This is a genomic window from Gordonia spumicola, from assembly GCF_009932475.1.
Lineage (GTDB): Bacteria > Actinomycetota > Actinomycetes > Mycobacteriales > Mycobacteriaceae > Gordonia > Gordonia spumicola.
The window spans coordinates 2322338-2345824 of sequence record NZ_BJOV01000005.1; the positions used below are offsets into that span (position 1 = coordinate 2322338).

At 68.8% G+C, this 23487-nt stretch carries 24 protein-coding genes; 7 read left to right on the forward strand and 17 right to left on the reverse strand.

From position 1 onward, the window contains the following. Positions 1–161: 161 nt before the first annotated feature. The 5 genes from hpf to mtrA all read right to left on the reverse strand — a co-directional run bounded on the left by hpf (position 162) and on the right by mtrA (position 5914). Entirely contained in the window at positions 162–893 is a 732-nt protein-coding gene (gene hpf, locus GYB83_RS22135; RefSeq protein WP_161897420.1) for a ribosome hibernation-promoting factor, HPF/YfiA family, read from the reverse strand. Positions 894–1159: 266 nt separating this feature from the next. Further along, positions 1160–1852 carry a ComF family protein gene (locus tag GYB83_RS22140; RefSeq protein WP_161897421.1) on the reverse strand — a complete coding sequence of 231 codons (693 nt, stop codon included), beginning with the start codon at positions 1850–1852 and terminating at the stop codon, positions 1160–1162. A gap of 56 nt (positions 1853–1908) precedes the next feature. Next, positions 1909–3633: an LpqB family beta-propeller domain-containing protein gene (locus GYB83_RS22145; protein WP_161897422.1), complete on the reverse strand. Its 1725-nt coding sequence runs from the start codon at positions 3631–3633 to the stop codon at positions 1909–1911. Further along, complete coding sequence (gene mtrB / locus GYB83_RS22150; RefSeq protein ID WP_161897423.1) at positions 3630–5240, reverse strand: MtrAB system histidine kinase MtrB; 1611 nt, start codon at positions 5238–5240, stop codon at positions 3630–3632. The genes GYB83_RS22145 and mtrB overlap by 4 nt, the downstream gene beginning before the upstream one ends. Next, a complete protein-coding gene (gene mtrA, locus GYB83_RS22155) occupies positions 5237–5914 on the reverse strand; it encodes an MtrAB system response regulator MtrA (RefSeq protein ID WP_161897424.1) in 678 nt (225 codons plus the stop codon). The genes mtrB and mtrA overlap by 4 nt, the downstream gene beginning before the upstream one ends. 110 nt (positions 5915–6024) lie before the next feature. Between mtrA and GYB83_RS22160 the strand changes: the two genes are divergently transcribed. Then, the gene (locus tag GYB83_RS22160) at positions 6025–6657 is read left to right on the forward strand and encodes a dTMP kinase (RefSeq protein WP_161897425.1); all 633 of its coding nucleotides are present in this window, start codon (positions 6025–6027) and stop codon (positions 6655–6657) included. 70 nt (positions 6658–6727) lie between these two features. On the opposite strand, the gene ahcY is transcribed toward GYB83_RS22160, so the two are convergent. Next, positions 6728–8200 carry an adenosylhomocysteinase gene (gene ahcY / locus GYB83_RS22165; RefSeq protein WP_161897426.1) on the reverse strand — a complete coding sequence of 491 codons (1473 nt, stop codon included), beginning with the start codon at positions 8198–8200 and terminating at the stop codon, positions 6728–6730. Between the two features lie 88 nt (positions 8201–8288). After that, on the reverse strand, positions 8289–9908 hold the full coding sequence (locus GYB83_RS22170) for an amino acid permease (protein WP_371865354.1): 1620 nt from the start codon (positions 9906–9908) through the stop codon (positions 8289–8291). Positions 9909–10246: 338 nt separating this feature from the next. On the opposite strand from GYB83_RS22170, the gene GYB83_RS22175 reads away from it, so the two are divergent. Next, positions 10247–11380, forward strand: coding sequence for an LLM class flavin-dependent oxidoreductase (locus GYB83_RS22175; protein ID WP_161897427.1), 1134 nt, complete (start codon positions 10247–10249; stop codon positions 11378–11380). Beyond that, a complete protein-coding gene (locus GYB83_RS22180; protein WP_161897428.1) occupies positions 11377–12033 on the forward strand; it encodes a CE1759 family FMN reductase in 657 nt (218 codons plus the stop codon). Before GYB83_RS22175 ends, GYB83_RS22180 begins: the two co-directional genes overlap by 4 nt. Before the next feature lie 55 nt (positions 12034–12088). Here GYB83_RS22180 and GYB83_RS22185 read toward each other — a convergent pair whose 3' ends face one another. Genes GYB83_RS22185 through GYB83_RS22210 form a run of 6 tightly spaced genes read right to left on the reverse strand, consistent with a single transcriptional unit; the run spans position 12089 to position 15187 of the window. After that, the gene (locus GYB83_RS22185; RefSeq protein ID WP_161897429.1) at positions 12089–12388 is read right to left on the reverse strand and encodes a WXG100 family type VII secretion target; all 300 of its coding nucleotides are present in this window, start codon (positions 12386–12388) and stop codon (positions 12089–12091) included. Between the two features lie 37 nt (positions 12389–12425). Further along, positions 12426–12743, reverse strand: coding sequence for a WXG100 family type VII secretion target (locus tag GYB83_RS22190; RefSeq protein ID WP_161897430.1), 318 nt, complete (start codon positions 12741–12743; stop codon positions 12426–12428). Positions 12744–12769: 26 nt separating this feature from the next. Further along, positions 12770–14173 (reverse strand): hypothetical protein, encoded by a 1404-nt coding sequence (locus tag GYB83_RS22195; RefSeq protein WP_161897431.1) that lies wholly within the window; start codon positions 14171–14173, stop codon positions 12770–12772. Then, positions 14170–14475: a hypothetical protein gene (locus tag GYB83_RS22200; RefSeq protein WP_161897432.1), complete on the reverse strand. Its 306-nt coding sequence runs from the start codon at positions 14473–14475 to the stop codon at positions 14170–14172. The genes GYB83_RS22195 and GYB83_RS22200 overlap by 4 nt, the downstream gene beginning before the upstream one ends. Positions 14476–14477: 2 nt before the next feature. Continuing rightward, positions 14478–14861: a YbaB/EbfC family nucleoid-associated protein gene (locus GYB83_RS22205; protein WP_161897433.1), complete on the reverse strand. Its 384-nt coding sequence runs from the start codon at positions 14859–14861 to the stop codon at positions 14478–14480. Then, positions 14858–15187 (reverse strand): hypothetical protein, encoded by a 330-nt coding sequence (locus GYB83_RS22210; protein WP_228461719.1) that lies wholly within the window; start codon positions 15185–15187, stop codon positions 14858–14860. The genes GYB83_RS22205 and GYB83_RS22210 overlap by 4 nt, the downstream gene beginning before the upstream one ends. 117 nt (positions 15188–15304) lie before the next feature. Between GYB83_RS22210 and GYB83_RS22215 the strand changes: the two genes are divergently transcribed. After that, positions 15305–16519 (forward strand): MinD/ParA family ATP-binding protein, encoded by a 1215-nt coding sequence (locus GYB83_RS22215; RefSeq protein ID WP_161897434.1) that lies wholly within the window; start codon positions 15305–15307, stop codon positions 16517–16519. A 22-nt stretch (positions 16520–16541) separates the two neighbouring features. Here the strand turns inward: GYB83_RS22215 and GYB83_RS22220 are convergent, their stop codons facing one another. Next, on the reverse strand, positions 16542–17798 hold the full coding sequence (locus tag GYB83_RS22220) for an NAD(P)/FAD-dependent oxidoreductase (RefSeq protein ID WP_161897435.1): 1257 nt from the start codon (positions 17796–17798) through the stop codon (positions 16542–16544). A gap of 129 nt (positions 17799–17927) precedes the next feature. On the opposite strand from GYB83_RS22220, the gene GYB83_RS22225 reads away from it, so the two are divergent. The 3 genes from GYB83_RS22225 to GYB83_RS23985 all read left to right on the forward strand — a co-directional run bounded on the left by GYB83_RS22225 (position 17928) and on the right by GYB83_RS23985 (position 21088). Beyond that, complete coding sequence (locus GYB83_RS22225) at positions 17928–18794, forward strand: LysR family transcriptional regulator (protein WP_161897436.1); 867 nt, start codon at positions 17928–17930, stop codon at positions 18792–18794. Between the two features lie 107 nt (positions 18795–18901). After that, positions 18902–20563, forward strand: coding sequence for an AMP-binding protein (locus GYB83_RS22230; RefSeq protein WP_161897437.1), 1662 nt, complete (start codon positions 18902–18904; stop codon positions 20561–20563). Positions 20564–20869: 306 nt separating this feature from the next. Next, the gene (locus GYB83_RS23985) at positions 20870–21088 is read left to right on the forward strand and encodes a hypothetical protein (RefSeq protein ID WP_308469728.1); all 219 of its coding nucleotides are present in this window, start codon (positions 20870–20872) and stop codon (positions 21086–21088) included. 6 nt (positions 21089–21094) lie between these two features. On the opposite strand, the gene GYB83_RS22240 is transcribed toward GYB83_RS23985, so the two are convergent. The 3 genes from GYB83_RS22240 to rplQ all read right to left on the reverse strand — a co-directional run bounded on the left by GYB83_RS22240 (position 21095) and on the right by rplQ (position 23481). Continuing rightward, the gene (locus tag GYB83_RS22240) at positions 21095–21679 is read right to left on the reverse strand and encodes a TetR/AcrR family transcriptional regulator (RefSeq protein WP_228461721.1); all 585 of its coding nucleotides are present in this window, start codon (positions 21677–21679) and stop codon (positions 21095–21097) included. Between the two features lie 225 nt (positions 21680–21904). Further along, a complete protein-coding gene (truA, locus tag GYB83_RS22245) occupies positions 21905–22804 on the reverse strand; it encodes a tRNA pseudouridine(38-40) synthase TruA (protein WP_371865355.1) in 900 nt (299 codons plus the stop codon). Then, on the reverse strand, positions 22801–23481 hold the full coding sequence (rplQ, locus tag GYB83_RS22250; protein WP_161897439.1) for a 50S ribosomal protein L17, sunset domain variant: 681 nt from the start codon (positions 23479–23481) through the stop codon (positions 22801–22803). Before rplQ ends, truA begins: the two co-directional genes overlap by 4 nt. Positions 23482–23487: the final 6 nt, after the last annotated feature.

Sequence of the window (23487 nt, forward strand, 5' to 3'; positions counted from 1 at the left end):
AGGCGGTCGAGTTCTCCGCCGGTCGACGCACTGCATGCGGTGGACCGGACAGACCTGGCCCCATGATACGCAGGCGTTAGCCGACGTTCACGGTTCACGTCTCCCGAACGGCACGCGACCGCCCCCGCCGGGCGGGCGGGGGCGGGCGGTTCGGGCCGCTGTCAGGCGAGTCGGATGAGGCCGTAGTCGAAGGCGTGACGACGGTAGACGACCGACGCCTTGTCCGTCTCGGCGTCGTGGAACAGGAAGAAGTCGTGGCCGACGAGTTCCATCTCGTACAGCGCGTCGTCGACGCTCATCGGCGACGCCTGGTGGTCCTTGACGCGGACCACCTGTCCGGGCTGGTGATCGTCGCCCGCGTCCCACGGGTCCGAGCCGTTGATCTCCGGGATGTCCGGCAGCGGCGGCAGTGCGTCCGCGGTGGCCTCGGCCAGCGAGGTGGCTCGACGCTGGCCGTCCTTGCGGACCTGCTTGCGCCGCTTGGACCGACGCAGACGCTTGTGAAGCTTGTCGAAAGCCAGTTCGGTCGCTGCGTAGAAGTTCTCGCCGGTGCCCTGCGACCGGACGATCGGCCCGCGGCCGACGCCCGTGACTTCGACGACCTGTCCCTGTTTGGACTGGCGGCGGTTGGGTTCGTGGTAGAGGACGACGTCGAACCGGAAGATCGAGTCGTCGAAGTGCTCGAGGCGGGAGAGCTTGTCGCTCAGGTAGGCACGGAAGTGGTCCGGAATCTCGACGTTCCGACCGTTCCACGAGACGTCCGCGCGGGGCTCGGAGAGCTCGCCCGCATCGACGGTGTTGGCCGGCGGAGTGAAGGCCGCCTCGAGTTCTTCTCGGCTCTGCGGCTCCGGGCCCTTCGGCTCGCGCTGACCCTTGCGGTGAACAACCGTCATATCGTGTTCCTCCTCGATATCGTTCCCCTCGGACTCGGTCCGAGATGGATACCAATTCGCTTGGCGCACTGCAGGATTCGTATCAGGAAACCCGTGCGCGCGGCAGTCTCGCTGGTATGTCAGCGAGCGTTCCCCCACCCCGCGCGCTCGTCGCGTCGAGATCGGAGAAAAGGCGCTTCACCTCCCGGCACTCGACGTTCCTCACTGCCACTTCCGAAGGTATCCGCAAACTCCGATTCCGGCCACGTTTTAGTGAACGTCGACATTCATGCACTCGCCAGGACGACGACCGCGGACACGTCGACGCCCGTCCGGCGCAGGGCGCGGATCGACGCCGCGGCCGTCGCACCGGTGGTCACGACGTCGTCGACGAGCACGGTGACCGTCGTCGGCCGGAGCATCTCGGGAGGCGGCGAGCCGACGACGTCGACCGCACCAGCCAGGTTGGACGACCGGGCCCCGGCGCTCAGGCCCGCCGAATCGCGCGTGAACCGGGCCGTCTCCAGCAGCGGCGTCACGTGGACCTTTCCGCCGAGGACCGTCGCCGCGCGGTGCGCGACCGCCGTCACCGGATCGCCGCCGCGCCGCCGGGCCGCCGCCGCCCGCGTCGGCGCGGGCACCAGGGCGAGCCGTCGTCCCGCGGGCAGGTCGCCCCAGTCCGCGAGGGCGATGAGCGCCGACGCGAGGGCGTCGCCGAGCACCGGCACGAGGTCCCGGCGCCCGTGCTCTTTCAAGGCGAGGATCGCACCCCGCATCGGACCGTCGTATCGGCCGACGGCCCACACGTCGATCCCGAGTTCCACCCGCGGTCGGACCGCCCGCGGGGCGTCGGCGACATCCGCGCCGCATCGGGTGCACCATGCGACTCCCGGCCGCCCGCATCCACCGCAGATCAGCGGCACGGCGAGGTCGCCGACCGCCGCCGCGATCCGCCTCACCCGGCCCGCGGAGCGTCCCATCCACGCATCATCTCCGACGCGCCGCCCCTTGTCAGCCGCGGTGTCCACAGGGGGCGTCAGCCCTCCGGGACCACCGGCACCGATCCCGGAGGAATCGACGTCCCGACACTCGTCCAGTACTGGTCGGGACGCGTGGAGTCGATGCCGAGTTGGAGGACGCCCTGGGAGTCGGTGACGTACACGCTGCGGGGCGACGCCGCGATCGCCTGCAGCGGCGGCTTCAAGTTGCCGCCGACCAGCGGGGACGACGGTCCCCCCGCGATGGAGATCCGGAGCACGGGACTCTCATCGCCCTCACCGATCACGTACAGGACATCCGATGTGGCCCATGCCAGGTCGGTGAGCGCGGTGCCGTCGGCCGGGGCGGCGTCGCGGACCCCGGTCAGCGCGGGCACCCCGCGCGCGTTGGTCGAGATCACCGCGAGCAGCGGCCGCCCGGCGACGACCAGCGCCACCCGCACGCCGTCGGGCGCGATGCTCATCGCGGTGATCGGGCCCGCCCGCACAGCCTGCACCGCGGTGACGTCGAGGGCTCCGGCCCTGGCGCGCCCCTGCTGATCGCGGGACCACTGGATCGGTCTGTCGTCGACGATCGCGTAACCGGTCGTGTCGTCGGCGCCGAACGACGGCGACGACACGGTCCTCCCGGAGGCCACCTCGACGGGATCACCGCCGTACGGCCCCTCCACGAGCGCCTGCCGGTCCCCACGCTGCACGACGGCCGCGACTCGCCCGAGGTCGCGGGTCACGGCGGCGGACCGCACGTCGCGGCCCGCGCCGAGCGGTCCGGGGATCGCGACGTACCGCTGGCCGGTCGACCGCACGACCGCGCCGCCTCGCACCAGGTGCAGCACGGGCTGAGTCGTCTGCTCGGCGTCGGGCTCGAACGCGCGCACATCGGCCGTCCGCCATCCGCCGTCCTGGTCGGCGACCAACGGTGCGCCGTCGGCGTTGATCCGATACGTTCCGCTGAGCCCGGCGGCGTCCAACGTCCATACGATCTGCGCGGCGAGAACGGTCCGGTTCCCGGTGTCGGTGTCGGTCACGTTGCCGAGTTCGACGGTGATCGTGTCCGAGTCGGTCGAGACGGGAGCGGTCAGGGTCGCGCCCTTGTCGGCGCCCGCGCCGATGGCTCCGGACAGGTCGGGCGACGGTCCGCGCATCAGCAGGGTCACCAGTGCGCTCGCGTCGGGCGCCGCGCCGTAGAGCCAGCGCGGATCGGTCACGAGCCGCTTCATCGTCCGATCGGGGAAGTACAGGTCGGCGCGGCGGTACGCGGTCAGGAACTGCGCATTGTCGGTGACGACCCCGCGCGGCAGGTCGCCGTCGATCCGCCACCCCGACGGGGTCTTCGACATCGACAGCGGGATGACGACGGAGCCCGACGCGGGCAGCAGTTGACCCGCCGGACTCAGCGTCCCGACGTGATCGCCGGTGATGCGCAACCGGATGGCCGTCTCGGTCCGCTCGTCGACGACCACGCTCACATCGTCGACGACGGTCAGGTCGCCCTGATCGTCCCACCGCGACGACGCCGACCCCGTCAGGTACCTGCGCGCAGCCTTGTGACCGCCCGTCGGGTCGGCCATCGCCCGGATGAAGTTGCGCGCCAACGTCTCCGGGTCGTCGGACCGACGAGGAGCCGGGACCGCGTTGAGCGGGTCCTTGCGGCTGAACGCCTCGATCGGCTGGGGCGCCGAGTCGTCGGGGATCGACACGCACCCGGTGAGCGTCGTCGTCATCACCAGCAGCAGGGCCGCGAGAGTGCGTCTGGCGCTCATCGCTGCGCCTCCGTCGTCGGTTTGAGCGGCAGGGGACTGCCGAGCAGCTTGTGCCCGCGGACGAGCGGCAACGTGAGCCGGAAGCACGATCCGACACCGGGTTCGCCCCATGCCTCGAGGCGGCCCGCGTGCAGGCGCGCGTCCTCGATGCTGATGGCGAGCCCCAGTCCGGTTCCGCCCGAGCGTCGGACACGCGACGGATCGGACCGCCAGAAGCGGTTGAACACCAGCTTCTCCTCCCCCGGCCGCAGACCGATGCCCTGGTCGCGGACCGTGATGGCGACGGCGTCGCCGTCCGACCGCATGGTCAGCGTGACCGGCTCCCCTTCACCGTGGTCGATCGCGTTCGCCAGCAGGTTCCGCAGAATCCGTTCCACGCGCCGCGGATCGATCTCGGCGAAGACCGGCTCGGCCGGCAGGTTGATGACGAGTTCGGTGCCCGACTCCTTCGCGAGGTGCGTGACCGTGGAGACGGCCCCGTCGATGGGTATCGCGACGTCCATGCGTTCGGCTGCCAGATCCGCCATGCCCGCGTCGTGCCTGGAGATCTCGAGCAGTTCTGTGAGGAGCACCTCGAAGCGTTCCAGCTCCTTCGACATGAGTTCGATGGATCGCCGTTGCATGGGTTCGAAGTCGTCGCGGCTCTCGTACAGGATGTCCGCGGCCATCTGCACGGTGGTCAACGGTGTCCGGAGTTCGTGGCTCACGTCGCTGGTGAACTGGCGCTGCAGTCCGCCGAACTCCTCGAGGTGGGTGATCTGCTTCGACAGGCTCTCGGCCATGTCGTTGAAGCTGACGGCCAATCGCGCGAACTCGTCGTCGCCGTGGACGGGCATGCGCTCGGCGAGCCTGCCGTCGGCGAAGCGGACGGCGATGCGCGACGCCGAGCGGAGCGGCGCGATCACCTGCCGCGACACCAGCCACGCGATGGCCGCGAGGAGACCGAGCAGCACCACGCCGCCCGCGAGCATGGTGCCGCGGACGAGGTTGACCGTGTTCTGCTCGCCGGACAGCGGGAACACGAGATACAGCTCGAGCCCCTGCATCGGCGTCTCCACCGGCGTGCCGATGACCAGGGCGGGGACGGTCTCGCCGTTGCGTTCGACCGACGTGTACTGGTACGCGACCTGTCCGCCGCCGACCATCGACTGCAACCCGGTCGGCACCTCCCGGACCGGTCCGACGGACAACTCGTCGTTGATCGATCCGCGCTGGCGGACGGTCAGCACGCTGTCGAAGGTGCCGACCCCCGACGTGCTGGCTCCGGTGTCGGCGTCGCTGTCGGACAGCAGCGATCGGGCGCGGGCCATCGCGTTCTGCGGCGACGCGTTGGTGTCGCTGGACGACAGGACTCGTTCGACGATCGCTCGCGCGCGGTCGACCTCCTCGGTCGCCGCGGCCTGCTTGGCGTCGAGGAGCCTGCCGGTGATCTGACTGATCAGCAGGAAGCCGAGGATCAGCAGGACGACGAACGACAGCGCGAGCGTCGACACGACGACGCGGAGCTGCAACGACCGGGACCAGAGCGAACCGAACGCGCGGCCGATGGAACCGACCGCGCGTTGGATGCTGGTGACGAGCCGGTTGAGCCGGCGACGGCCGCTCACGGCGGGCCGGCCTTGTAGCCGACCCCTCTCACGGTGAGCACGATCTCGGGCTTCTCCGGGTCGATCTCGACCTTGGCGCGCAGCCGCTGGACGTGCACGTTCACCAGGCGCGTGTCGGCCGGGTGCCGGTAGCCCCACACCTGTTCGAGCAGCACGTCGCGGGTGAACACCTGGCGAGGCTTGCGGGCGAGTGCGACGAGGAGGTCGAACTCGAGCGGCGTCAGGGAGATCGCTTTTCCGTCGCGTGTCACGGTGTGCGCGGGGACGTCGATCTGCACGGGACCGATCGCGAGGAGCTCGGCGGGCTCGTCCTCGGTGCGCCGGAGTCGGGCCCGGATGCGCGCCACGAGTTCCTTCGGCTTGAACGGCTTCACCATGTAGTCGTCGGCCCCCGATTCGAGGCCGAGGACGACGTCGACGGTGTCGGACTTCGCGGTCAACATCACGATCGGGACGCCGGAGTCGGCGCGGAGCACCCGGCAGACGTCGATGCCGTTCATCCCCGGCAGCATCAGGTCGAGCAGGACCAGGTCGGGGCGGACCTCGCGGACCGCGGACAGCGCCTGCGTCCCGTCCCCCACCACGAACGGCTCGAATCCCTCATTGCGAAGCACGATGGTCAGCATCTCGGCGAGGGCGGCGTCGTCGTCGACGACCAGGACGCGTGGCTTCATGGGGATCAATGGTGTCATCTCCGACGCCGCCGGTGGTGTTCCGACACGCATCGCTCGCCCCGGTCGTCGCCTCCGGCACGTGCCGCCGATCGGGTCGTACACTGTGCCGCGTGGGCATTCTGGTGGCGATCGAGGGCTTGGACGGAGCAGGCAAACAGACGATTGTCGGGCGCATACACGCCGCCGCGCAGGAGCGAGGCGCACGCACCACGACGTTCACGTTCCCTCGCTACGGCGAGTCGATCACGGCCGACCTCGCGTCCGAGGCCCTGCACGGCGAACACGGCGACCTCCGCAACAGCGTGTACGCGATGGCGTTGCTGTTCGCCCTCGACCGCGCGGCGGCCGGTGCGGCGTTGAAGGCCGCGTGCCGCGACCACGACCTCGTCATCTGCGATCGGTACGTCGCGTCGAACGCCGCCTACAGTGCGGCCCGGCTCGGTGAGCCGATCGAGTCGTCGGGCGTCGTGGACTGGGTCTCCGACCTCGAATTCGGCCGGTTCCGCCTCCCGGTCCCCGATCATCAACTGCTGCTCGGCGTGCCGCCCGAGGTCGCGATGGCGCGCGCCTCCGGCCGGGCCGCGTCTGACGCCGACCGTCCCGTCGACCACTACGAACGCGACGGCGACCTGCAGTCGGCGGTCTATGCGGCGTACACCGATCTCGCGTCCGCGAACTGGATGTCGAGTTGGTCGCACGCGGCCGACGACGACGCGGTGGCCGCCGTCATCTCTCTTCTCTGAACAGGTCTGAACCGAGCGACGCCCCGCCGGATCGATGATCCGGCGGGGCGTCATCCGTCTGCGGAGGACTTCAGTAGCGGTAGTGCTCCGGCTTGTACGGGCCTTCGACGTCCACGCCGATGTACTCGGCCTGCTCCTTGGTGAGCTTGGTGAGCGTGCCGCCGAGGGCCTCGACGTGGATGCGCGCGACCTTCTCGTCGAGGTGCTTCGGGAGGCGGTACACCTCGTTGTCGTACTCGTCGTTCTTGGTCCACAGCTCGATCTGCGCGATGACCTGGTTCGAGAAGCTGTTGCTCATGACGAACGACGGGTGGCCGGTGGCGTTGCCCAAATTCAGCAGACGCCCCTCCGACAGCACGATGATCGACTTGCCGCCGGGGAACACCCACTGGTCGACCTGCGGCTTGATGTTGATGCGCGTCATCCCGTCGGCCGACTCCAGGCCCGCCATGTCGATCTCGTTGTCGAAGTGGCCGATGTTGCCGAGGATGGCCTGGTTCTTCATCTGCTTCATGTGCTCGAAGGTGATGATGCCCAGGTTGCCGGTCGAGGTGATGACGATGTCGGCGTCCGCGATCGCCTGCTCGACGGTGACGACGTCGAAGCCGTCCATCAGCGCCTGCAACGCGTTGATCGGGTCGACCTCGGTCACCTGGACGCGTGCGCCCTGGCCCGCCAACGACTCCGCGCAGCCCTTGCCGACGTCGCCGTAACCGCAGATCAGGACCTTCTTGCCGCCGATGAGGACGTCAGTGCCGCGGTTGATGCCGTCGATCAGCGAGTGGCGGGTGCCGTACTTGTTGTCGAACTTGCTCTTGGTGACCGAGTCGTTGACGTTGATCGCCGGGAAGCTCAGGTCGCCGGCCGCGGCGAACTGGTACAGGCGCAGGACGCCCGTCGTGGTCTCCTCGGTGACGCCCTGGACCGACTCGGAGATGGCCGTCCACTTGCCCGCGTCGGCGGCGAGCGACGAACGCAGCAGTTCGAGGAACACCTTGTACTCGGCGGGATGGCTGTCGTCGATCGGCGGGACGACGCCAGCCTTCTCGAACTCGGCGCCGCGCAGGACGAGCATGGTCGCGTCGCCGCCGTCGTCGAGGATCATGTTGGCGGGCTCGCCGTCCCAGGTGAGCATCCGCTCGGCGGCCCACCAGTACTCCTCGAGAGTCTCGCCCTTCCACGCGAACACCGGGACGCCCTTGGGCTCCTCGGGAGTGCCGTGCGGGCCGACGACGATGGCGGCCGCGGCGTGATCCTGCGTCGAGAAGATGTTGCACGACGCCCAGCGGACCTCCGCACCCAGCGCGGTGAGGGTCTCGATGAGAACCGCGGTCTGGACCGTCATGTGCAGCGAGCCGGAGATGCGGGCGCCCTTGAGCGGCGCGACGTCGGCGTACTCGCGGCGCAGTTCCATCAGGCCGGGCATCTCGTGCTCGGCGAGACGGATCTCCTTGCGGCCGTACTCGTGGAGCGACAGGTCGGCGACCTTGAACTCGACGCCGTTGATGGTCTCGCTGGTCATTGCGTCCGAAGGCGCGGTCATCTGATACCTCTCGATGGAAGACATGGTTCTCTCAAGCGACCGTACCGGCCGCCCGCATGGGGGCGACCGGTACGGTCGTGAATCGGTATCAGATTATCGCGGCACGATCAGCCTGCGGGATCCGCGTCCTCCGACTTCGCCAGGGACGCCTTGTCGACGACGACCGTCGCCGACTCGTCCGCGGCGGGTGACGGTTGGTCGTAACCGGGCAGCTCCATCCGCTCGCGCATGCCGAGGACCGAGTGCCTCGCGCCGTAGGCGAGGTAGACGACGACACCGATGACCATCCGATGATGAAACGAATCCAGGTGAAGGCGCTGAGGTTGATCATCAGCCATGCGCAGGCGAGGACCGCGAGGATCGGGACCAGCGGGACGAGCGGGACGCGGAATCCACGCTTGAGGTCGGGTCGGGTGCGGCGCAGAACCACGACGCCGACACAGACCAGGACAAAGGCGAAGAGCGTTCCGATGTTGACCATCTCTTCGAGCTCGCCGATCGGCAGGAAGCCCGCGAGGAATGCCGACACGCCTCCGACGATCAGCGTGATGCGGACCGGCGTGCCGCGGCTTCCGGTCTTCGCGAGGCCGCGCGGGAACAGGCCGTCGCGTGCCATGGCGAACGCCACGCGGGTCTGACCGAGCAGCATCACCATGACGACGGTCGTCAGACCGGCGAGAGCGCCGATGATGATGAGCCACTGAGCCCACGTGATCCCGTGATCGCGGAACGCGGTGGCGAGGGTCGCCGAGTCGCCCTTGAGCTTGGTGTAGTTGACCATTCCGGTGAGGACCAGGGTGACGCCGACGTACAGGACGGTCACGATCGCGAGCGAACCGAGGATGCCGCGGGGCAGCGAGCGCTGCGGGTCCTTGGTCTCCTCCGCGGTGGTCGCGACCACGTCGAAGCCGATGAAGGCGAAGAACACCAGCGATGCCGCGGCGAGCAGGCCGTACCAGCCGTAGGTGGAGTTTCCGGCACCGGTCATCAGGGAGAACAGAGTCTGATGGAGCCCGCTGGCCGCGGCCTCCGTCGACTCCGACGGAGGAATGTACGGCGAGTAGTTCTTCGGCGAGATGTAGAACAGCCCCACGACGATCACGAGCAGCACGACGGACACCTTGATCGCGGTGAACACCAGCGAGACCATCGACGATATCTTGGTGCCGAGTACCAGGAGAGTGGTCAGGACCGCGATCAACAGGACCGAGCCCCAGTCGAAGCTCTCGAACGCTCCGGTGCCGTCACCGTTGCCGAAGGAGATGACCGTGTAGGTCGTGGTGGACGGGTCCCTGTCGACGATCAAGCAGATGAACTCGTTCAGATAGTGCGACCAGCCCTTGGCGACCACCGAGGCCGCGAGCGCGAACTCCAGAATCAGGTCCCAGCCGATGATCCAGGCGATGAACTCGCCGAACGTCGCATAGGAGAAGGTGTACGCCGATCCGGCGACGGGAACCGTCGAGGCGAACTCGGCGTAGCAGAGAGCCGCGAGGCCGCAGGCGATGGCCGCGAGGACGAACGCGAGGGAGACCGCCGGGCCCGCGACGTTGCCTGCGGTACGCGCGGTCAGCGTGAAGATGCCCGCACCGACAACGACCGCGACGCCGAAGACCGTGAGGTCCCAGGACGTCAGATCTTTTCTGAGTTTTGTATCCGGTTCATCGGTGTCTGCCATCGATTGCTCGACGGACTTCACCCGGAACATCGGGTTGCTCACGTTTCTACTTCTTTCGCTCGTGCGGAACTGGGTTTCAGACCGGTCGTGAGACGGGGTCCGCGGCGCGGCGGCGATGGTGCGTCGTCGTCCTGCAGTCGACGTCGATATTCGCCATGACTGTGACCTCCCTCATACTTCTCGGTGGTGGAGAACCTATCGCATCACCCGCGACCGGCGGGCCACATCGCCGGTTCTGGTGCCAGACAACGCTATTCGACGGCACGAGAATTCGTTCCAGAACCCCACGGAATTAAACGGACCCCGGTCCGGTTACACTCGTCGAGACCGGCGCGCGAGGCGGCGGGCGAGGAGAAAGCGAGAGGTCAATGCAGTTCGGCATCTTCACAGTCGGCGACGTGACCGCCGACCCGACCACCGGAACCACCGTCAGCGAGCACGACCGCATCAAGGCGATGACGGCGATCGCCCTGAAGGCCGAAGAAGTCGGTCTGGATGTCTTCGCAACGGGCGAACACCACAATCCGCCGTTCGTCCCGAGCTCGCCGACGACCATGCTCGGCTGGATCGCGGCGCGGACGCAGCGACTCCAGCTGTCGACGGCGACGACTCTCATCACGACCAACGATCCGGTCAAGATCGCCGAGGACTTCGCGATGCTGCAGCACCTGTCCGACGGCCGCGTCGACCTGACGTTGGGTCGCGGCAACACCGGGCCGGTGTACCCGTGGTTCGGCAAGGACATCCGGCAGGGCATCCCCCTCGCCATCGAGAACTATCACCTGTTGCGCCGGCTGTGGCGCGAGAAGGTGGTCGACTGGGAGGGCGAGTTCCGGACGCCGCTGCAGGGCTACACGTCGACGCCCGCGCCGCTGGACGACACTCCCCCGTTCGTCTGGCACGGTTCCATCCGGTCACCCGAGATCGCCGAACAGGCCGCCTTCTACGGCGACGGTTTCTTCCACAACAACATCTTCTGGAACAAGGAGCACACCGAGCAGATGGTGAATCTGTACCGGCAGCGCTTCGAGCACTACGGTCACGGCTCCGCCGATCAGGCGATCGTCGGACTCGGCGGCCAGGTGTTCATGGCCGAGACCGAAGCCGAGGCCAAGCGTCGCTTCCGGCCCTACTTCGACAACGCGCCGGTGTACGGCCACGGCCCGTCGATGGAGGACTTCACCGAGATGACGCCGCTGACTGTCGGCACCCCGGAGATGGTCATCGAGAAGACGCTGAGCTTCGCCGACTACGCGGGCGACTACCAGCGTCAGCTGTTCCTCCTCGATCACGCGGGACTGCCGTTGCCGCAGGTCCTCGAACAGGTCGAGATGCTGGGCCGCGAGGTCGTCCCGACGCTGCGCGCCGAGTTCGACAGTCGTCGTCCGGCCCACGTCCCGTCCGACCCGCCCACGCACGCCTCGCTCGTCGAGGCAGGCCCCGACAGCCCGTTCCACGACGTGATCCCGTCCGCGAACGCCACCGCGGGAGCTCAGCGATGAGCCGCCGCGTCGTCGTCGTCAACGCCGGCGTGTCGGCCGCATCGTCGACGCGCCTGCTGTCCGAGCAATTGGCAGGAGCCGTCACGGCCGCGGTGACGGCCCGCGGGGAGAGCGCGGACGTCGAGTACATCGACGTCGCGCCCCTCGCCGGCGACCTCGCGACGGCCGTGACCTCCGGGGTCCTGACGCCTCAGGTGCGCGCCGCACAGGATCTGATCGCCGACGCCGACGGATTGATCGTCGCTACCCCCGTGTTCGCGGCGTCGTACAGCGGTATCTTCAAGATGTTCTTCGACGTCCTCGACCCCGATGCGCTGACCGGTGTGCCCGTTCTCGCCGCGGCGACCGCCGGAACGGCCCGTCACTCGCTGGTGATCGATCACGCGATCCGTCCCCTCCTCGCGTACCTGCGGGCCGACGTGCTGCCGACGGGCACGTTCGCCGCCACCGAAGACTTCGGTTCCACCGAACTCGGCGGACGGATCAGTCGAGCCGGAGCCGAACTCGCTCAGCGCCTGGTCTCCGACGGCTCGGTTGCGGGCTTCGGCGGGCCGTCCGACGTCGGCGCGACTCCGCGCCGGAGCGGGCGGAGCACCGATCTCGGTCCGGTGACCGACTTCGCCACCCTGCTGAAGGGCCACACCGGCGATTAGCCGACGCAGCCGGGTCCGGTGCACGTACCCCTCGTCCGTGCACCGGACCCGCGGGTCAGGCTCCGAACGACCGCCCGACTCGGATGTCGGTGTCGCGCATGTGCGACGCGGCCTTCGACACGCCGACGCCGAGACCGTCCAACCGTGCGCGGGCGTCGGCGAACAGCCGGTCCCACTGAGACTGAGCCTGTTGGTACGACGCGGCCCCGCCGGAGTCCCAATGGCTCGACAGCGCCGTCACCTGGCGCTTGAGCTGCCCCGACAGCTCTTCGAGACGCTGAAACTGTCCACGCAGATCCCCCGACAGCGTGTCCAGACCGGCGAAGTCGTAGCGGATCACTCCCCCTGTAGCCATGATGTGTCTCCTCCCCTTCGTTGTTCGATGTGTGCGATCAGATGCTGATGGTCGACTGGCCGGAGCCCGAGACCGCGGCCGCAGCGCTGGCGTCCTCGTCGTCGTATCCGCGGAAGCCGGTGGTCAGCTTGGCCTCGATGTCGTCGAGCGCCTGCTGCAGTCGGGTCGCGGTGCCGTGCCAGTCCGTGTGCGAGCCCTCGAACGATGTCGACGCCTTGCCGCTCCACGTGGTGACGCCGCTGCTCGCCGACGACTGGATGCGACTGATGACGCTCTGCATCTCCGCGACGAGCCCTCTGATCGACGACGCGGACGCCTGTGAGGCTCCGACGTCGACGTTGAGTCCGGTGGTCATGTGTGTTCCTTTCGGTGTTCGTCGAATCAGACGGATTCGACGAGGTTCATGCCTCCGGCGGTGAGCCGGAGGTCGACGTCCACGCCGAAGGGCTGCGCGAGAAGCGCGGCCATGTCGGCGTCGGACGAGTCGTGCGATTGTGGGGCGAATGTCGCGTCCACGGCGTGCGGCGTCGGCGAGTCCGCGGATCGGACCGCCCCCGCAGTCATGATCGGCGCCATCGGGACGTCGGCCGAGCTCGCGGTAGTGACCGTGGTCTGCGTGGTCGAGGCGGGTGTCGCCGATGCGGTGGAGATCGCATTGCTGCTGGTGGGACAGTCGGCCAGACGGACCGGCTGGTCGGTCGCGCCGATCGACGGGGTTGCGCCCGACGTCGACACCGTCGCGCCCGTCGAACCCGTCGCCGCCGCCCGCACGGACCCGTGATCCGCGGTGGTCTGCGACGTCGTCGTGTGGCCGGTGCCGGGAGTCGTGCCCGGTGTGCAGCAGGTGCAGCAGGTCTTCGCGGTTCCGGTCGTGGTCGCGGCCGGTGTGGTCTTCGTCGTCCCCGTTGCGCCCGTCGTCCCCGTGGTGCCCGTCGTTTCGGTGGTGCCGTTACTGCCCGTCGACCCGCTCAGCAGAGTCCCCGCGAGCGACAGGCCTGCCGAGATGATCGGAGTCATCTTCTTCGCCAGTGCGGTGAGTGCGTCCCCCGACGACGCACTCACCGGCTTCGGCGTGGCGCCGACCTTCACCGGAGTCCCGGTGGCGGTGACCTTGGCCGTGGCCGGAGCCAGCTGGGCACGAGTGGACGCGACCACGGCGAGCCCCTGCGCGAGACCGTCCGCCGCAATGCCGAGGGCCGCGAGCTGCCCCGCCGGTGTGACGAGGGTCGGTGCGGCCGCGGCCAGCAGTCCGACGGTCTTGGCGATCACGCCCTGAAGAGATGTCATGCCCGCCCCGACGATGCCCGCGGCGACCTGCACGTCGCCCGCCATCGACGTCCCCTGTTGTGCCACCGCGCCGGAGTCTGCGGCCGTGGTCGTCGCCTTGGTGATCGCCGACGTCGCCGCCTGCCCCAGCCACTGGCCGTCGACCGCGGACACCGCCTTCAGCAAAGTGGACGCCCCGTCCTGGAGCACCCCGGCCAGGCCGGTGAGCGATTCGACGGGATTCCCGGCTCCGGTCAGGTTGCCTGTGCCGAACGTGCCGAGCAGCTTCACGATCGGCTGCACCAGGGCCGTCGGGTCGAGGCCGGGCAGCGTCGGCAGGGTCGACAAGTCGATGCCGGGCGCCTCGGGAAACGCGACGGTCAGCGGCGCGTGCTTCTTCGCCAGGCCGAGGTCGCCGAGCACGTCGTCCATGGACCGGTCCAGGAGTGCGGTCAGCCCCGTCGGCGCGAGCATGTCGCCGACGGTGGTCCCGCCGGACGCGGCGCTGTCGCAGCTCATCGCGAGCCCAGCCCGGAGCCCGCGGCCGCATCGGCTCCGGTGATCCCGGCCAGACCGGCCGCGGCGGCCGCAGCGGTCGCCGCGTGGACGGCCGCGACCTCTCCGACGGCCCGCAGGTGATTGGCCTGCGCGCAGGCGTAGGCGGCGAGGAACTCCTGGCCGATCAGCCCGAATGCCGCCGACATCGCGGCGCCCTGTGCCGCGTCGACCGTCGCCGCACCGGCCGTGGCGGCCGCGAGGGCCGCCGACGTCGATCCGAAGGCCTCGACCGCCGCGGGCGTCACGTGCACTTGTCCGTTCATGCTCACTCCTCCGACTGGGGTTCTTGCAAGGTTGGACGCACGAAACCGGGATCCGGTTCCATCGACACCCCGACGGCGTCCGATCCGATGAGTTCGGCGAAGTCCGCGACGAACGCCGTCATGATGTCGGCGCGATCGGTGAACACCCTGGTGGCGGCGCGGACCGCGGTCCGAACGATCTGGTCGGCCAGGGCCGCGGGCTGCCCGTTCCCCGCACCTGGAAGCAGACGCAGACCGGTCATCGCCCCGGTCACGTCGACGTCGACGATCACGCGTCCGGAATCGCCCGTCTCGGTGACCGTGAGCGCGTTCAGGCGCGCCTGCACCCCCTCGAGCGCCTGCAGTTGCAGTTCGGCCCGATGCTGGACGTCGTCCATCGTGGTCATCGTCGCGCACCCGCGGCGTCGAGCGCCTCCTCGGACGCGACGAGGTCGGCCCGCGACGGCAGTCCGAGCAACGACAGGGTCTCCTCGGGGACGCCGTCGTCGGCCAGCGCGGCCCGGCGGCGGACGCCTGCCGTCAGGCCCGCGAGCCGACACAAGGCCAGGACGTCGGCGGCGAGGGCGGCCGGTTCTCGCCGGCATTGCGCCGGTTCCAGCCGCATCGCGACAGGGAGTCCGCTCGACGTGCATGTGACACTGATTCCGCCGCCTCGCGACCGCACGGTGGTCAGTCCGTCCGCGCCGCTCGGCATGTCGTGTGTGGTCTTCATGAAAGGTCAGACGCACGAAACCCGAATTCGGTTCCATTTGCTTTTCCTCTGGCATGTCGTGTTTGAGTGGGAGTACCGTTCCGGACCACTGCACGCGAACACCGCACAGGGGGACTCATGACGACCGACCAGACCGCGTCCACGACCTTCGATCCGGAGGCTCCGCCGTGGCTGCGCCCGCAGGTCCCGGCCCCGGAGCCCATGCCGCATCCGCTCGCGACGGGCGCCGTCGACCACGGCTTCGCACCCGGCGAGATCGACCTGTCGGGGATCATCCCGCCGACCGAGATCATGGCGCCGCCTCCCGTGCGCATGCCGCCGCGCGCGGCGCCCGACGCGCCACCGCCACGACCGGCGCCGCAGTCGCCGGTCCTGCAACCGGGCAGGCTCGGTCCGGCGCTCGACGAGGTCGCGTTGATCCGCAAGGCGCGACGCGCACCGGGGCACGGATGGCGTCGAGCCGTCCACACGCTGACCGCCGGTGCCGTGAACCCCGGCGAGTCGCCCGCCGAGCTCGAGTACCGCGACCTGCTCGAACGGGTACGACAGCCGGTTCGCGGCGACTACCGGATCGCCGTGCTGTCGCTCAAGGGCGGCGTGGGGAAGACCACGACGACCGTCGGTCTCGGATCGACGTTCGCATCGCTTCGCGGCGATCGCGTGATCGCCGTGGACGCGAATCCCGACCTCGGCACGCTGGCCCAGCGGGTGCCGTCCCAGACCGCGTCGACGGTCCGCGATCTGCTCGCCGATCCGGTCGTCGCCCGATACTCCGACGTCCGCGCCCACACGTCACAGGCTCCGAGCCGACTCGAGGTCCTCGCATCCGAACGCGATCCCGCGGCGGCCGAGGCGTTCAGCGAGGCCGAGTACCGCGGCGTGATGGGCATCCTGCAGCGCTTCTACAACATCATCCTCACCGACGCGGGGACCGGAATGTCCCATTCGGCGATGCGCGGGGTGCTCGACCTCGCGGACGCGATCGTGCTGGTCAGCTCGCCCGCGTTGGACGGCGCGCGGAGCGCAGGCGCCACGCTCGACTGGCTGCACGGTCACGGATTCGGGCACTTGATCCCCCGGTGCGTGGTGGTGCTCAGTGCTTCGCGGCCCGGAGCGTCGTCCATCGACATCGGGAACCTGACACAGCATTTCCTCACCCGATGCCGGGCCGTCCACACGATCGCCTACGACGATCATCTGGCCGAGGGCGCCGACGTCGACCTCGATCTCCTCGGCAAGCAGGCGCGGAGGTCGTTCGTGGAACTCGCGGCGACGATCGCCGACGACTTCGGCGGCACGACACTCCGCAGGCAGCCGCCCTTCCAGGGCTAGTGGCGCGACCGCGGGGCTCGAGCTACGCGGCCGACTGCTCCGCGGCCTCGGCGGGAGCCTGCTCGCGCGACACCTGAGCGAAGCCGGGGCGGGCACGGCCCGCGAACGCCTTGAACCATGATGCGACGGCCGCCGCCCGGTTGCGGAATCCGACGAGGTAGTAGAGGTGGACGCCGAGCCAGGCGAGCCACCCGACGAATCCGGTCAACTTGATCCCGAACGGAGCGTCGACGACGGCGTTGTGCCGGTTGACGACGGCCATGCTGCCCTTGTCGAGATACGTGAACTCGGAACCGGCCGCCCTCTTGCCGCGGATGACGTCCGCGACGAACCGGCCCTGCTGCATCGCGACCGGGCTCTGGCCCGGGTAGCCCTTGAGGCTGGTCATGTCGCCGATGGCGAAGACGTCCGCGCGATCACCGACGGTGAGGTCGTCGTTGATCTTCAGACGTCCCGCGCGGTCGGTGTCGCAGTCGGTCGCCTCGGCGAGCACGGCCGCCAGCGGGGTGGCCTGCACTCCGGCCGACCACACGACGGTGCGTGCCTGCAGCACCCGGTCGGCGTCGCCGCTGCGGACGGTCACTCGGCCGTCGTCGATGGCGGTGACGACGGTGTCCGTGAGCACCTCGATGCCCGCCTTCTCCAGGGTGCGGCGGGTGAACGCCGACAGTCGTCCGCCGTAGACGGGCAGCAGGTCGCCCGCGCCTTCGACGAGGTACACCTTCGCGGGGACGTCGGTGAAGTGCCGGGTGCTGAGTTCGCGGATCTGGCCCGCGATCTCGACGCCGGTGGCTCCCCCGCCGACCACGACGTAGGTGTGCGCATCGGACTCCTCGACCGGCGCGGAGAAGCAGTCGAGGAGATGGGCGCGCAGGGTGACCGCGTCGTCGAGCGTCTTCAGGGAGAACGTCCGGTCGGCCCACTCGTCGTGACCGAAATATCCCTGGGCGACGCCGGCCGCCGCGATCAGGCTCCCGTAGCCGATCCGCTCGACGCCCGCGTCGGTGCGGTACGTGATCACTTTGCGCTCGGCGTCGACGTCGGTGACGTGTCCCCGGATCACGGAGACGCTCTCCTTGAACGCCAGGACGTCGGCGATGTTCGGCGCGATCTCCTCGGACTCGAGGACACCCGTTGCGACTTGATACAGCAGCGGCTGGAAGAGGTGCTCGTCCGTCGCCGAGATCAGGACGGTCTCGATCTTCGACTTCGCCAGCCGCTTGGCCGCGGCGAGTCCCCCGAATCCCGATCCGATGATCACGACGTCCGTGCTGCGCATTGCTCTCACTCCTCTTCAGAGACGACGATTGCTTCTACGACCAGGCTGCTAGAAACGTGCGGCATCGACAAGCTCGATGAACAGGGGATCTCTACTCGTTTGCATCGATTCTGTTCATACAATGTCGGAATGGAGTTCCGTCAGCTCGAGTATGTGGTCGCCGTCGCCGAGACCGGCGGATTCTCACGTGCCGCCCAGCGCTGCTTCGTCTCCCAGTCGGCGATCAGCCATCAGGTGGCGGCACTCGAACGCGAGTTGGGCGCCGAACTGTTCGACCGCAGTCAGCGTCGCGTCCGACTCACCGAGGCGGGTGAGACGCTGCTGCCGTTCGCCAAAGACCTGCTGTCCATGCGCGACACGGCGATCGCGGCCACCGCGCCGCGACCCGAGCGGGTGCGGATCGCGGCGAACATGTCGTTCGCGCGGTCCGCGCTCGCCGCGGTGTCGGCCGTCCGCGAGAACCACCCCGAGGCCGAGATCGACTTCCTCATCAAACCGTTCACGCAGCGTATCGACGCCGTCGCGTCCGGCGAGGCGGATCTCGCCCTGATCCGCGGGACCGTCGACCGCGAGAACCTGTACCTCGATCCGCTCTGGGTGGATCAGCCGGTGATCGCGTTCAATTCGCGTCATCCGCTCGCCGCGGGCGGCCAGGCTCCGACACCGACCGAGCTCGCCGCCTATCCACTGCTCCTCCCACCGCCGGAGCGGCAGGTGCTGCTGCACCGCCTGGTCCATCAGGCGTTCGCCAGGGCCGACGCCGACGTGCAGTTCGGCCCGGAGATCCGCGAGGGCCATTCGGTGGCGTTCGAACTGATCAACCGCCCCGACGCGTGGACGGTGCTCTACGAGGACCCGCTGCAGCCGGGGATTTCGTGCAGGAGGAGCCTGAGCTTCACTCTCCCCGTGTCGGCCGTGTTGCGGGTGGACGCGAAACCGAACGCCCTGGTCGCGGAGTTGCTGACCGAGTTGTCGGGCGGCTTCCGCAGACACTGAATCCGGGCCAGATCATCGAAAACATGGACAGCGAGCACAGCTTCGCGCAACACTCGTCAGTAATTACGTTCCGCCACGGAACATAAATACGACGATTGGAAGTCCCCGTGCTCGACGCGACCCTCACCACCGCAGACCTGCTCCGCGCGCGGCGTGACGACACCGCTCCCGCACTCCGATTCGCCGACCAGACGTGGACCTGGGCGGAGTTCGTCGTCGAATGCGAACGACGAGCCGCCGCGTTGGCCGCCGTTCGTGCCGATCTGCCTCCGGAGACGCCGTGGCACATCGGCGCCCTGATGGACAACAGCCCCGAGTACATGTTCCTGATCGGCGGAGCCGCGCTGTCCGGCGCGACACTCGTCGGCGTCAACCCGACTCGGCGCGGCGACGAGCTCATCTCCGACGTCACCAGGACCGACTGCGCGATCGTCCTCGTCGGACCGTCCATGGTCGAACTCGCCACGGATCTCGACGGCGCGGTCCGCACCCTCCGGACCGACTCGGACGAGTACCGTGCGCTGCTCCGGGCCGAACCGACGATCCTCCCCGAGGGCCCGGACAACCACACGCTCCTGCTGCTGTTCACCTCGGGCTCGACCGGCGCACCGAAGGCCGTGAAGTGCAGCTCCGCACGGCTGGCGGCGATCGGCGCCCTCAACGTCCACGGCATCACCCGGGACGACGTCGCGTACAACGCGATGCCCCTGTTCCACGGCAACGCAGTGATGAGCGCGTGGGCCCCGATCCTGTTCGTCGGCGGCGCCTACGCCCTGCGTGACAAGTTCTCGGCTTCCGGCTTCCTCCCCGACATCCAGCGTTTCGGAGCGACGTTCTTCAACTACGTCGGACGCTCGCTCGCCTACATCCTCGCGCAGCCCGAACGGCCCGAGGAGCGCGACAACAGTCTGCGGTTCGGGTGGGGCACGGAGGCGTCGCCCCGCGACCGCGACGAGTTCGCGCGCCGTTTCGGCGTCCCGGTCGTCGAATCGTACGGATCGTCCGAAGGCGTGTGCGTGATCGTCCGGGACGCGTCGACGCCGAGGGGAGCCCTCGGCATCCCCAACCCGGCGCTCGGAATGGTGGTGCTCGACGAGTCGGGCGCCGAGTGCCCGCCGGCGATCATCGCCGACGACGGCGGCATCGTCAACGGCGACGAGGCGATCGGCGAGATCGTGGCGCGCGGAGGCGGCAACCGATTCGAGGGCTACTACAACAACGACGCCGCGGCGGCGGAGAAGATCCGCGACGGCGACTACTGGTCGGGCGATCTCGCCTACCGCACTCCGGACGGCGTGTACTGGTTCGCCGGACGCACGAACGACTGGATCCGCGTCGACTCGGAGAACTTCTCGACCGCCCCGCTCGAACGGATCATCACCCGCTACCCGTCGATCACCGGCGCCAGCGCGTACGGCGTGCCGGATCCCCGCACGGGCGACCGGGTGATGGCGACCCTGGAGACCGACGACTCGTTCGACGCGACGGCGTTCGCCGAGTTCCTCGACGCCCAGCTCGACATGGGCACGAAATGGACCCCGCACTTCCTGCGCCTCACCAGGCGTTTCCCACTCACCGCGACACGGAAGATCGACAAGGCGTCGCTGCGACGTGCCGCATGGCGCAGCGACGACCGCATCCTCGTCCGCGACGGCGACCGCTACGTGCCCTTCGACGCCGACTCGCTCGCCGCGTTCGAGGCGAGCTTCGCCGACCACGACCGTTCCCACCTGCTGCCAGCCGACCCCCGAGAGAAGGACGCATCATGACGAAGATCGACATCAACCAGGAAGCACTGTGCGAGGTCATCCAGGCCCGCCTCGAGCGCACATCGAATCCACGGCACCGGACGATGCTGGAACGCATGCTCGAACACGCACACCACGAGCATCAGGGCGACCTGGACGGCCTGATGGGGACCTTGGGGCCCACGACGAACTACCATTTCTGGAATCTCGAAGGCGACGTCGGACCGAAGGGGCTCGACGGTGTCCGCGACTACTACGCGCACCTCGTGGCGTCGAACGCCCACATCCTCGAATTCGACTGCGACCGGATGCGAGGGTTGGCTGACGATGATCTCGCCCGGCGCCTACGTCGCGGAGAACCCGAACGCCGCCGCCTTCGCCGACGTCTCGAAGAACTATCTCGTCAAGATGCGGAACGTCATCTTCTGGCCGTTCGACGAGGATCTGTACATCGTCGGTGAGGACTCGTACACCGGCGGACCGATGGAGTTCCGCGAGTTGGCCGACGAGGAGCTTCCCGACGCGTTCCGCGCGCTGCTCGGCTGAACGGCGTCAGCGAGCGCCGACGATGCCGCGGAGCACATCGAGCATGTCGGCACGCCACGCGGCGTCGAGGCTCGCGACGCCCCTGATCATGACCGCCATCAGCGTCGAACCGAACGCCACCTCGATGAGGAGCGCCGGATCGGCGTCGATCGCGACGCCGTCACGGACAGCCGCGAGCGACAGCCGCTCACCGAGATCCGCGATGACGACCTCTTGCATCCGGGCGGTGATCTCGTGCTGAAGTTCGTCGTCGTCGGCGAGCTCGCTGAACACGCCGACCAGGGCCCGGCGCATCGCGTCGTCGGCGAAGAGGAGTGCACATCCGCCGATCACGCCGCGGAGCTCGTCGTCGACCGTCGCCGACGGATCGCGGGGCGGTATCGCGACGTCGAGCGGGAACACGACGCGATGCACGAGATGCATCTTGCTGGGCCACCGTCGACGGATCGCGGGCACCGAGGTCCCCGCGCGTGCGGCTACCTCGGTGAATGTGACGGCGGCGTACCCCGATTCGGCGAGCACGGCGCGGGTCGCGGCGAGCACCGCGGCGTCGATGCGAGCATCGCGAGGGCGACCGGCGGTCGTCTCCATCGGCATCGAGGGTCCCTCCGTGTTTCCGTGCCTCATCGGGCGCTTTCTGAGCCAGACTTGGTCACAGTTGACGTATTTCATTCCGTGGCATACATTACGTTATCAGTCGGAATGTTATAGCGACCGCATCTGAACGGTCGGCACTGACATGGCTCCCTCCCCAAGCCCCGACTCGAGCCGGGCCGCACACCCCCGTTATCAGTGCGGCCCGGCTCCCCCCGCACGTCAGTCGCCGCAGCAGTCGCCCGCCAGATCCGATTCGTCCCGGACGTCACGCGTGAGTTCGGCCCGGGCGGCCCACTCCGACTCCGGCGGATAGTCCACCGCCATCAGGCAGAGACCGCGGGCCTGCGCCACCGGCACCTGCGCCGATCTTGTCCGTTCGTCGAGGAGTGCCCGACACCAGTCGAGGTCACGGCGTCCGTCGCCGACGACGGCGACCGCTCCGACGAGCGACCGGACCATCGACCAGCAGAACGCGTCGGCCCGCACGCGCGCGATGAGAACGCCGTCGTCGTCGCGCCGCCAGGAGAACTCCTGCAGCTCGCGAATCGTCGTCGACCCTTCGCGGAAACGACAGAATGCGGCGAAGTCGTTCAGCCCGGTCAGCGACCCGGACGCGGCGTTCATCGCGTCCACGTCGAGCGTGCGTTGCCAGTCGGCCGTCACTCGGGCCAGGGTGGGCTCGGCACCCCACGGGGCGTCCGCGAGCCGGTACTCGTAGGTTCGCGACAATGCGGCGAACCGTGCGTCGAAGTCGTGCGACACGGCGTCGACGGCTTTGACGCGGACGTCGTCGGGCAGCATCTTCGCGAGCCTGCGGACCAGTCGGGACGGATCACCGTCGATCGAGCGGGTCTGCAGCGAGGCCGCGGGGACGTCGCAGTGCGCGACCTGTCCGGACGCGTGGACACCCGCATCCGTGCGGCCCGCGACGGTCAGCCGCACCGGCGACCGCAGCACCGTCGTCAGGGTGTTCTCGATCGTCTCCTGGACCGTTCGGCGTCCCGGCTGAGCGGCCCAACCGGAGAAGTCGGTGCCGTCGTAGCCGATCCTCAGGCGCAGACGACACTGCCCGCCCTCGTCGGTGACGAGGGCGGGCAGTTGCGCGTGCTGAGGAATCAGTCTTCCTGCTGCGACGGCGGCAGGGAGTAGCCCGCAGCCTCCGCGTCGGCCTCGGTCGCGAACCAGATCTCCGCGATGGTCGACTCGTAGAAACGAGTGCCGGGGCGGTGGTACAGCTTCGACTGAGCGTTGCCCTTGATCGGGAAGCCCTCGGGCTGTGCGTCGCCTTCGATCGGCTCGTGCGAGCCGGCCGGAGCCTCGGCCGTGTCGACGAGAGCCGCGGGGGCCTCGGCGACCTCTGCCGCAGCGGGAGCCTCTTCGGCGGCCTTGGCCTTCGAAGCGGCCGCGCGAGCGACACGGTTGGCCTCGTTCGACGCGGTCTGCTCACGGACCAGCTCGATCACTGCCATGGGGGCGTTGTCGCCCTTGCGCGGCAGCGTCTTGATGATGCGCGTGTAGCCGCCCGGACGCTCCGCGAAATGCGGACCGATCTCGGCGAACAGGGTGTGAACGACGTCCTTGTTGCGGATGTCCTTCAGCACCTCGCGACGGTTGGACAGCTGTCCCGCCTTCGCGTGGGTGATGAGCTTCTCGGCGTAGGGGCGGAGCCGCTTCGCCTTCGCTTCGGTGGTGGTGATGCGGCCGTGCTCGAAGAGCGCCGTGGCGAGGTTCGCCAGGATCGCCTTCTGGTGGCTGGCCGACCCGCCGAGGCGGGCACCCTTTGTGGGCTTTGGCATTTCTCT

Bases quoted from the DNA above. Each gene is read 5' to 3' on its own strand.
- GYB83_RS22180 (WP_161897428.1), top strand. From the start codon at position 11,377: ATGAGCCGCCGCGTCGTCGTCGTCAACGCCGGCGTGTCGGCCGCATCG.
- GYB83_RS22195 (WP_161897431.1), bottom strand. From the start codon at position 14,173: ATGAGCTGCGACAGCGCCGCGTCCGGCGGGACCACCGTCGGCGACATG.
- GYB83_RS22225 (WP_161897436.1), top strand. From the start codon at position 17,928: ATGGAGTTCCGTCAGCTCGAGTATGTGGTCGCCGTCGCCGAGACCGGC.
- ahcY (WP_161897426.1), bottom strand. From the start codon at position 8,200: ATGACCGCGCCTTCGGACGCAATGACCAGCGAGACCATCAACGGCGTC.
- GYB83_RS22205 (WP_161897433.1), bottom strand. From the start codon at position 14,861: ATGACCACGATGGACGACGTCCAGCATCGGGCCGAACTGCAACTGCAG.
- rplQ (WP_161897439.1), bottom strand. From the start codon at position 23,481: ATGCCAAAGCCCACAAAGGGTGCCCGCCTCGGCGGGTCGGCCAGCCAC.
- GYB83_RS22140 (WP_161897421.1), bottom strand. From the start codon at position 1,852: ATGGGACGCTCCGCGGGCCGGGTGAGGCGGATCGCGGCGGCGGTCGGC.
- GYB83_RS22185 (WP_161897429.1), bottom strand. From the start codon at position 12,388: ATGGCTACAGGGGGAGTGATCCGCTACGACTTCGCCGGTCTGGACACG.
- mtrA (WP_161897424.1), bottom strand. From the start codon at position 5,914: ATGAAGCCACGCGTCCTGGTCGTCGACGACGACGCCGCCCTCGCCGAG.
- GYB83_RS22145 (WP_161897422.1), bottom strand. From the start codon at position 3,633: ATGAGCGCCAGACGCACTCTCGCGGCCCTGCTGCTGGTGATGACGACG.
- GYB83_RS22215 (WP_161897434.1), top strand. From the start codon at position 15,305: ATGACGACCGACCAGACCGCGTCCACGACCTTCGATCCGGAGGCTCCG.
- GYB83_RS22210 (WP_228461719.1), bottom strand. From the start codon at position 15,187: ATGAAGACCACACACGACATGCCGAGCGGCGCGGACGGACTGACCACC.
- GYB83_RS23985 (WP_308469728.1), top strand. From the start codon at position 20,870: ATGATCTCGCCCGGCGCCTACGTCGCGGAGAACCCGAACGCCGCCGCC.
- GYB83_RS22170 (WP_371865354.1), bottom strand. From the start codon at position 9,908: ATGTTCCGGGTGAAGTCCGTCGAGCAATCGATGGCAGACACCGATGAA.
- GYB83_RS22200 (WP_161897432.1), bottom strand. From the start codon at position 14,475: ATGAACGGACAAGTGCACGTGACGCCCGCGGCGGTCGAGGCCTTCGGA.
- GYB83_RS22190 (WP_161897430.1), bottom strand. From the start codon at position 12,743: ATGACCACCGGACTCAACGTCGACGTCGGAGCCTCACAGGCGTCCGCG.
- GYB83_RS22220 (WP_161897435.1), bottom strand. From the start codon at position 17,798: ATGCGCAGCACGGACGTCGTGATCATCGGATCGGGATTCGGGGGACTC.
- GYB83_RS22175 (WP_161897427.1), top strand. From the start codon at position 10,247: ATGCAGTTCGGCATCTTCACAGTCGGCGACGTGACCGCCGACCCGACC.
- hpf (WP_161897420.1), bottom strand. From the start codon at position 893: ATGACGGTTGTTCACCGCAAGGGTCAGCGCGAGCCGAAGGGCCCGGAG.
- GYB83_RS22240 (WP_228461721.1), bottom strand. From the start codon at position 21,679: ATGGAGACGACCGCCGGTCGCCCTCGCGATGCTCGCATCGACGCCGCG.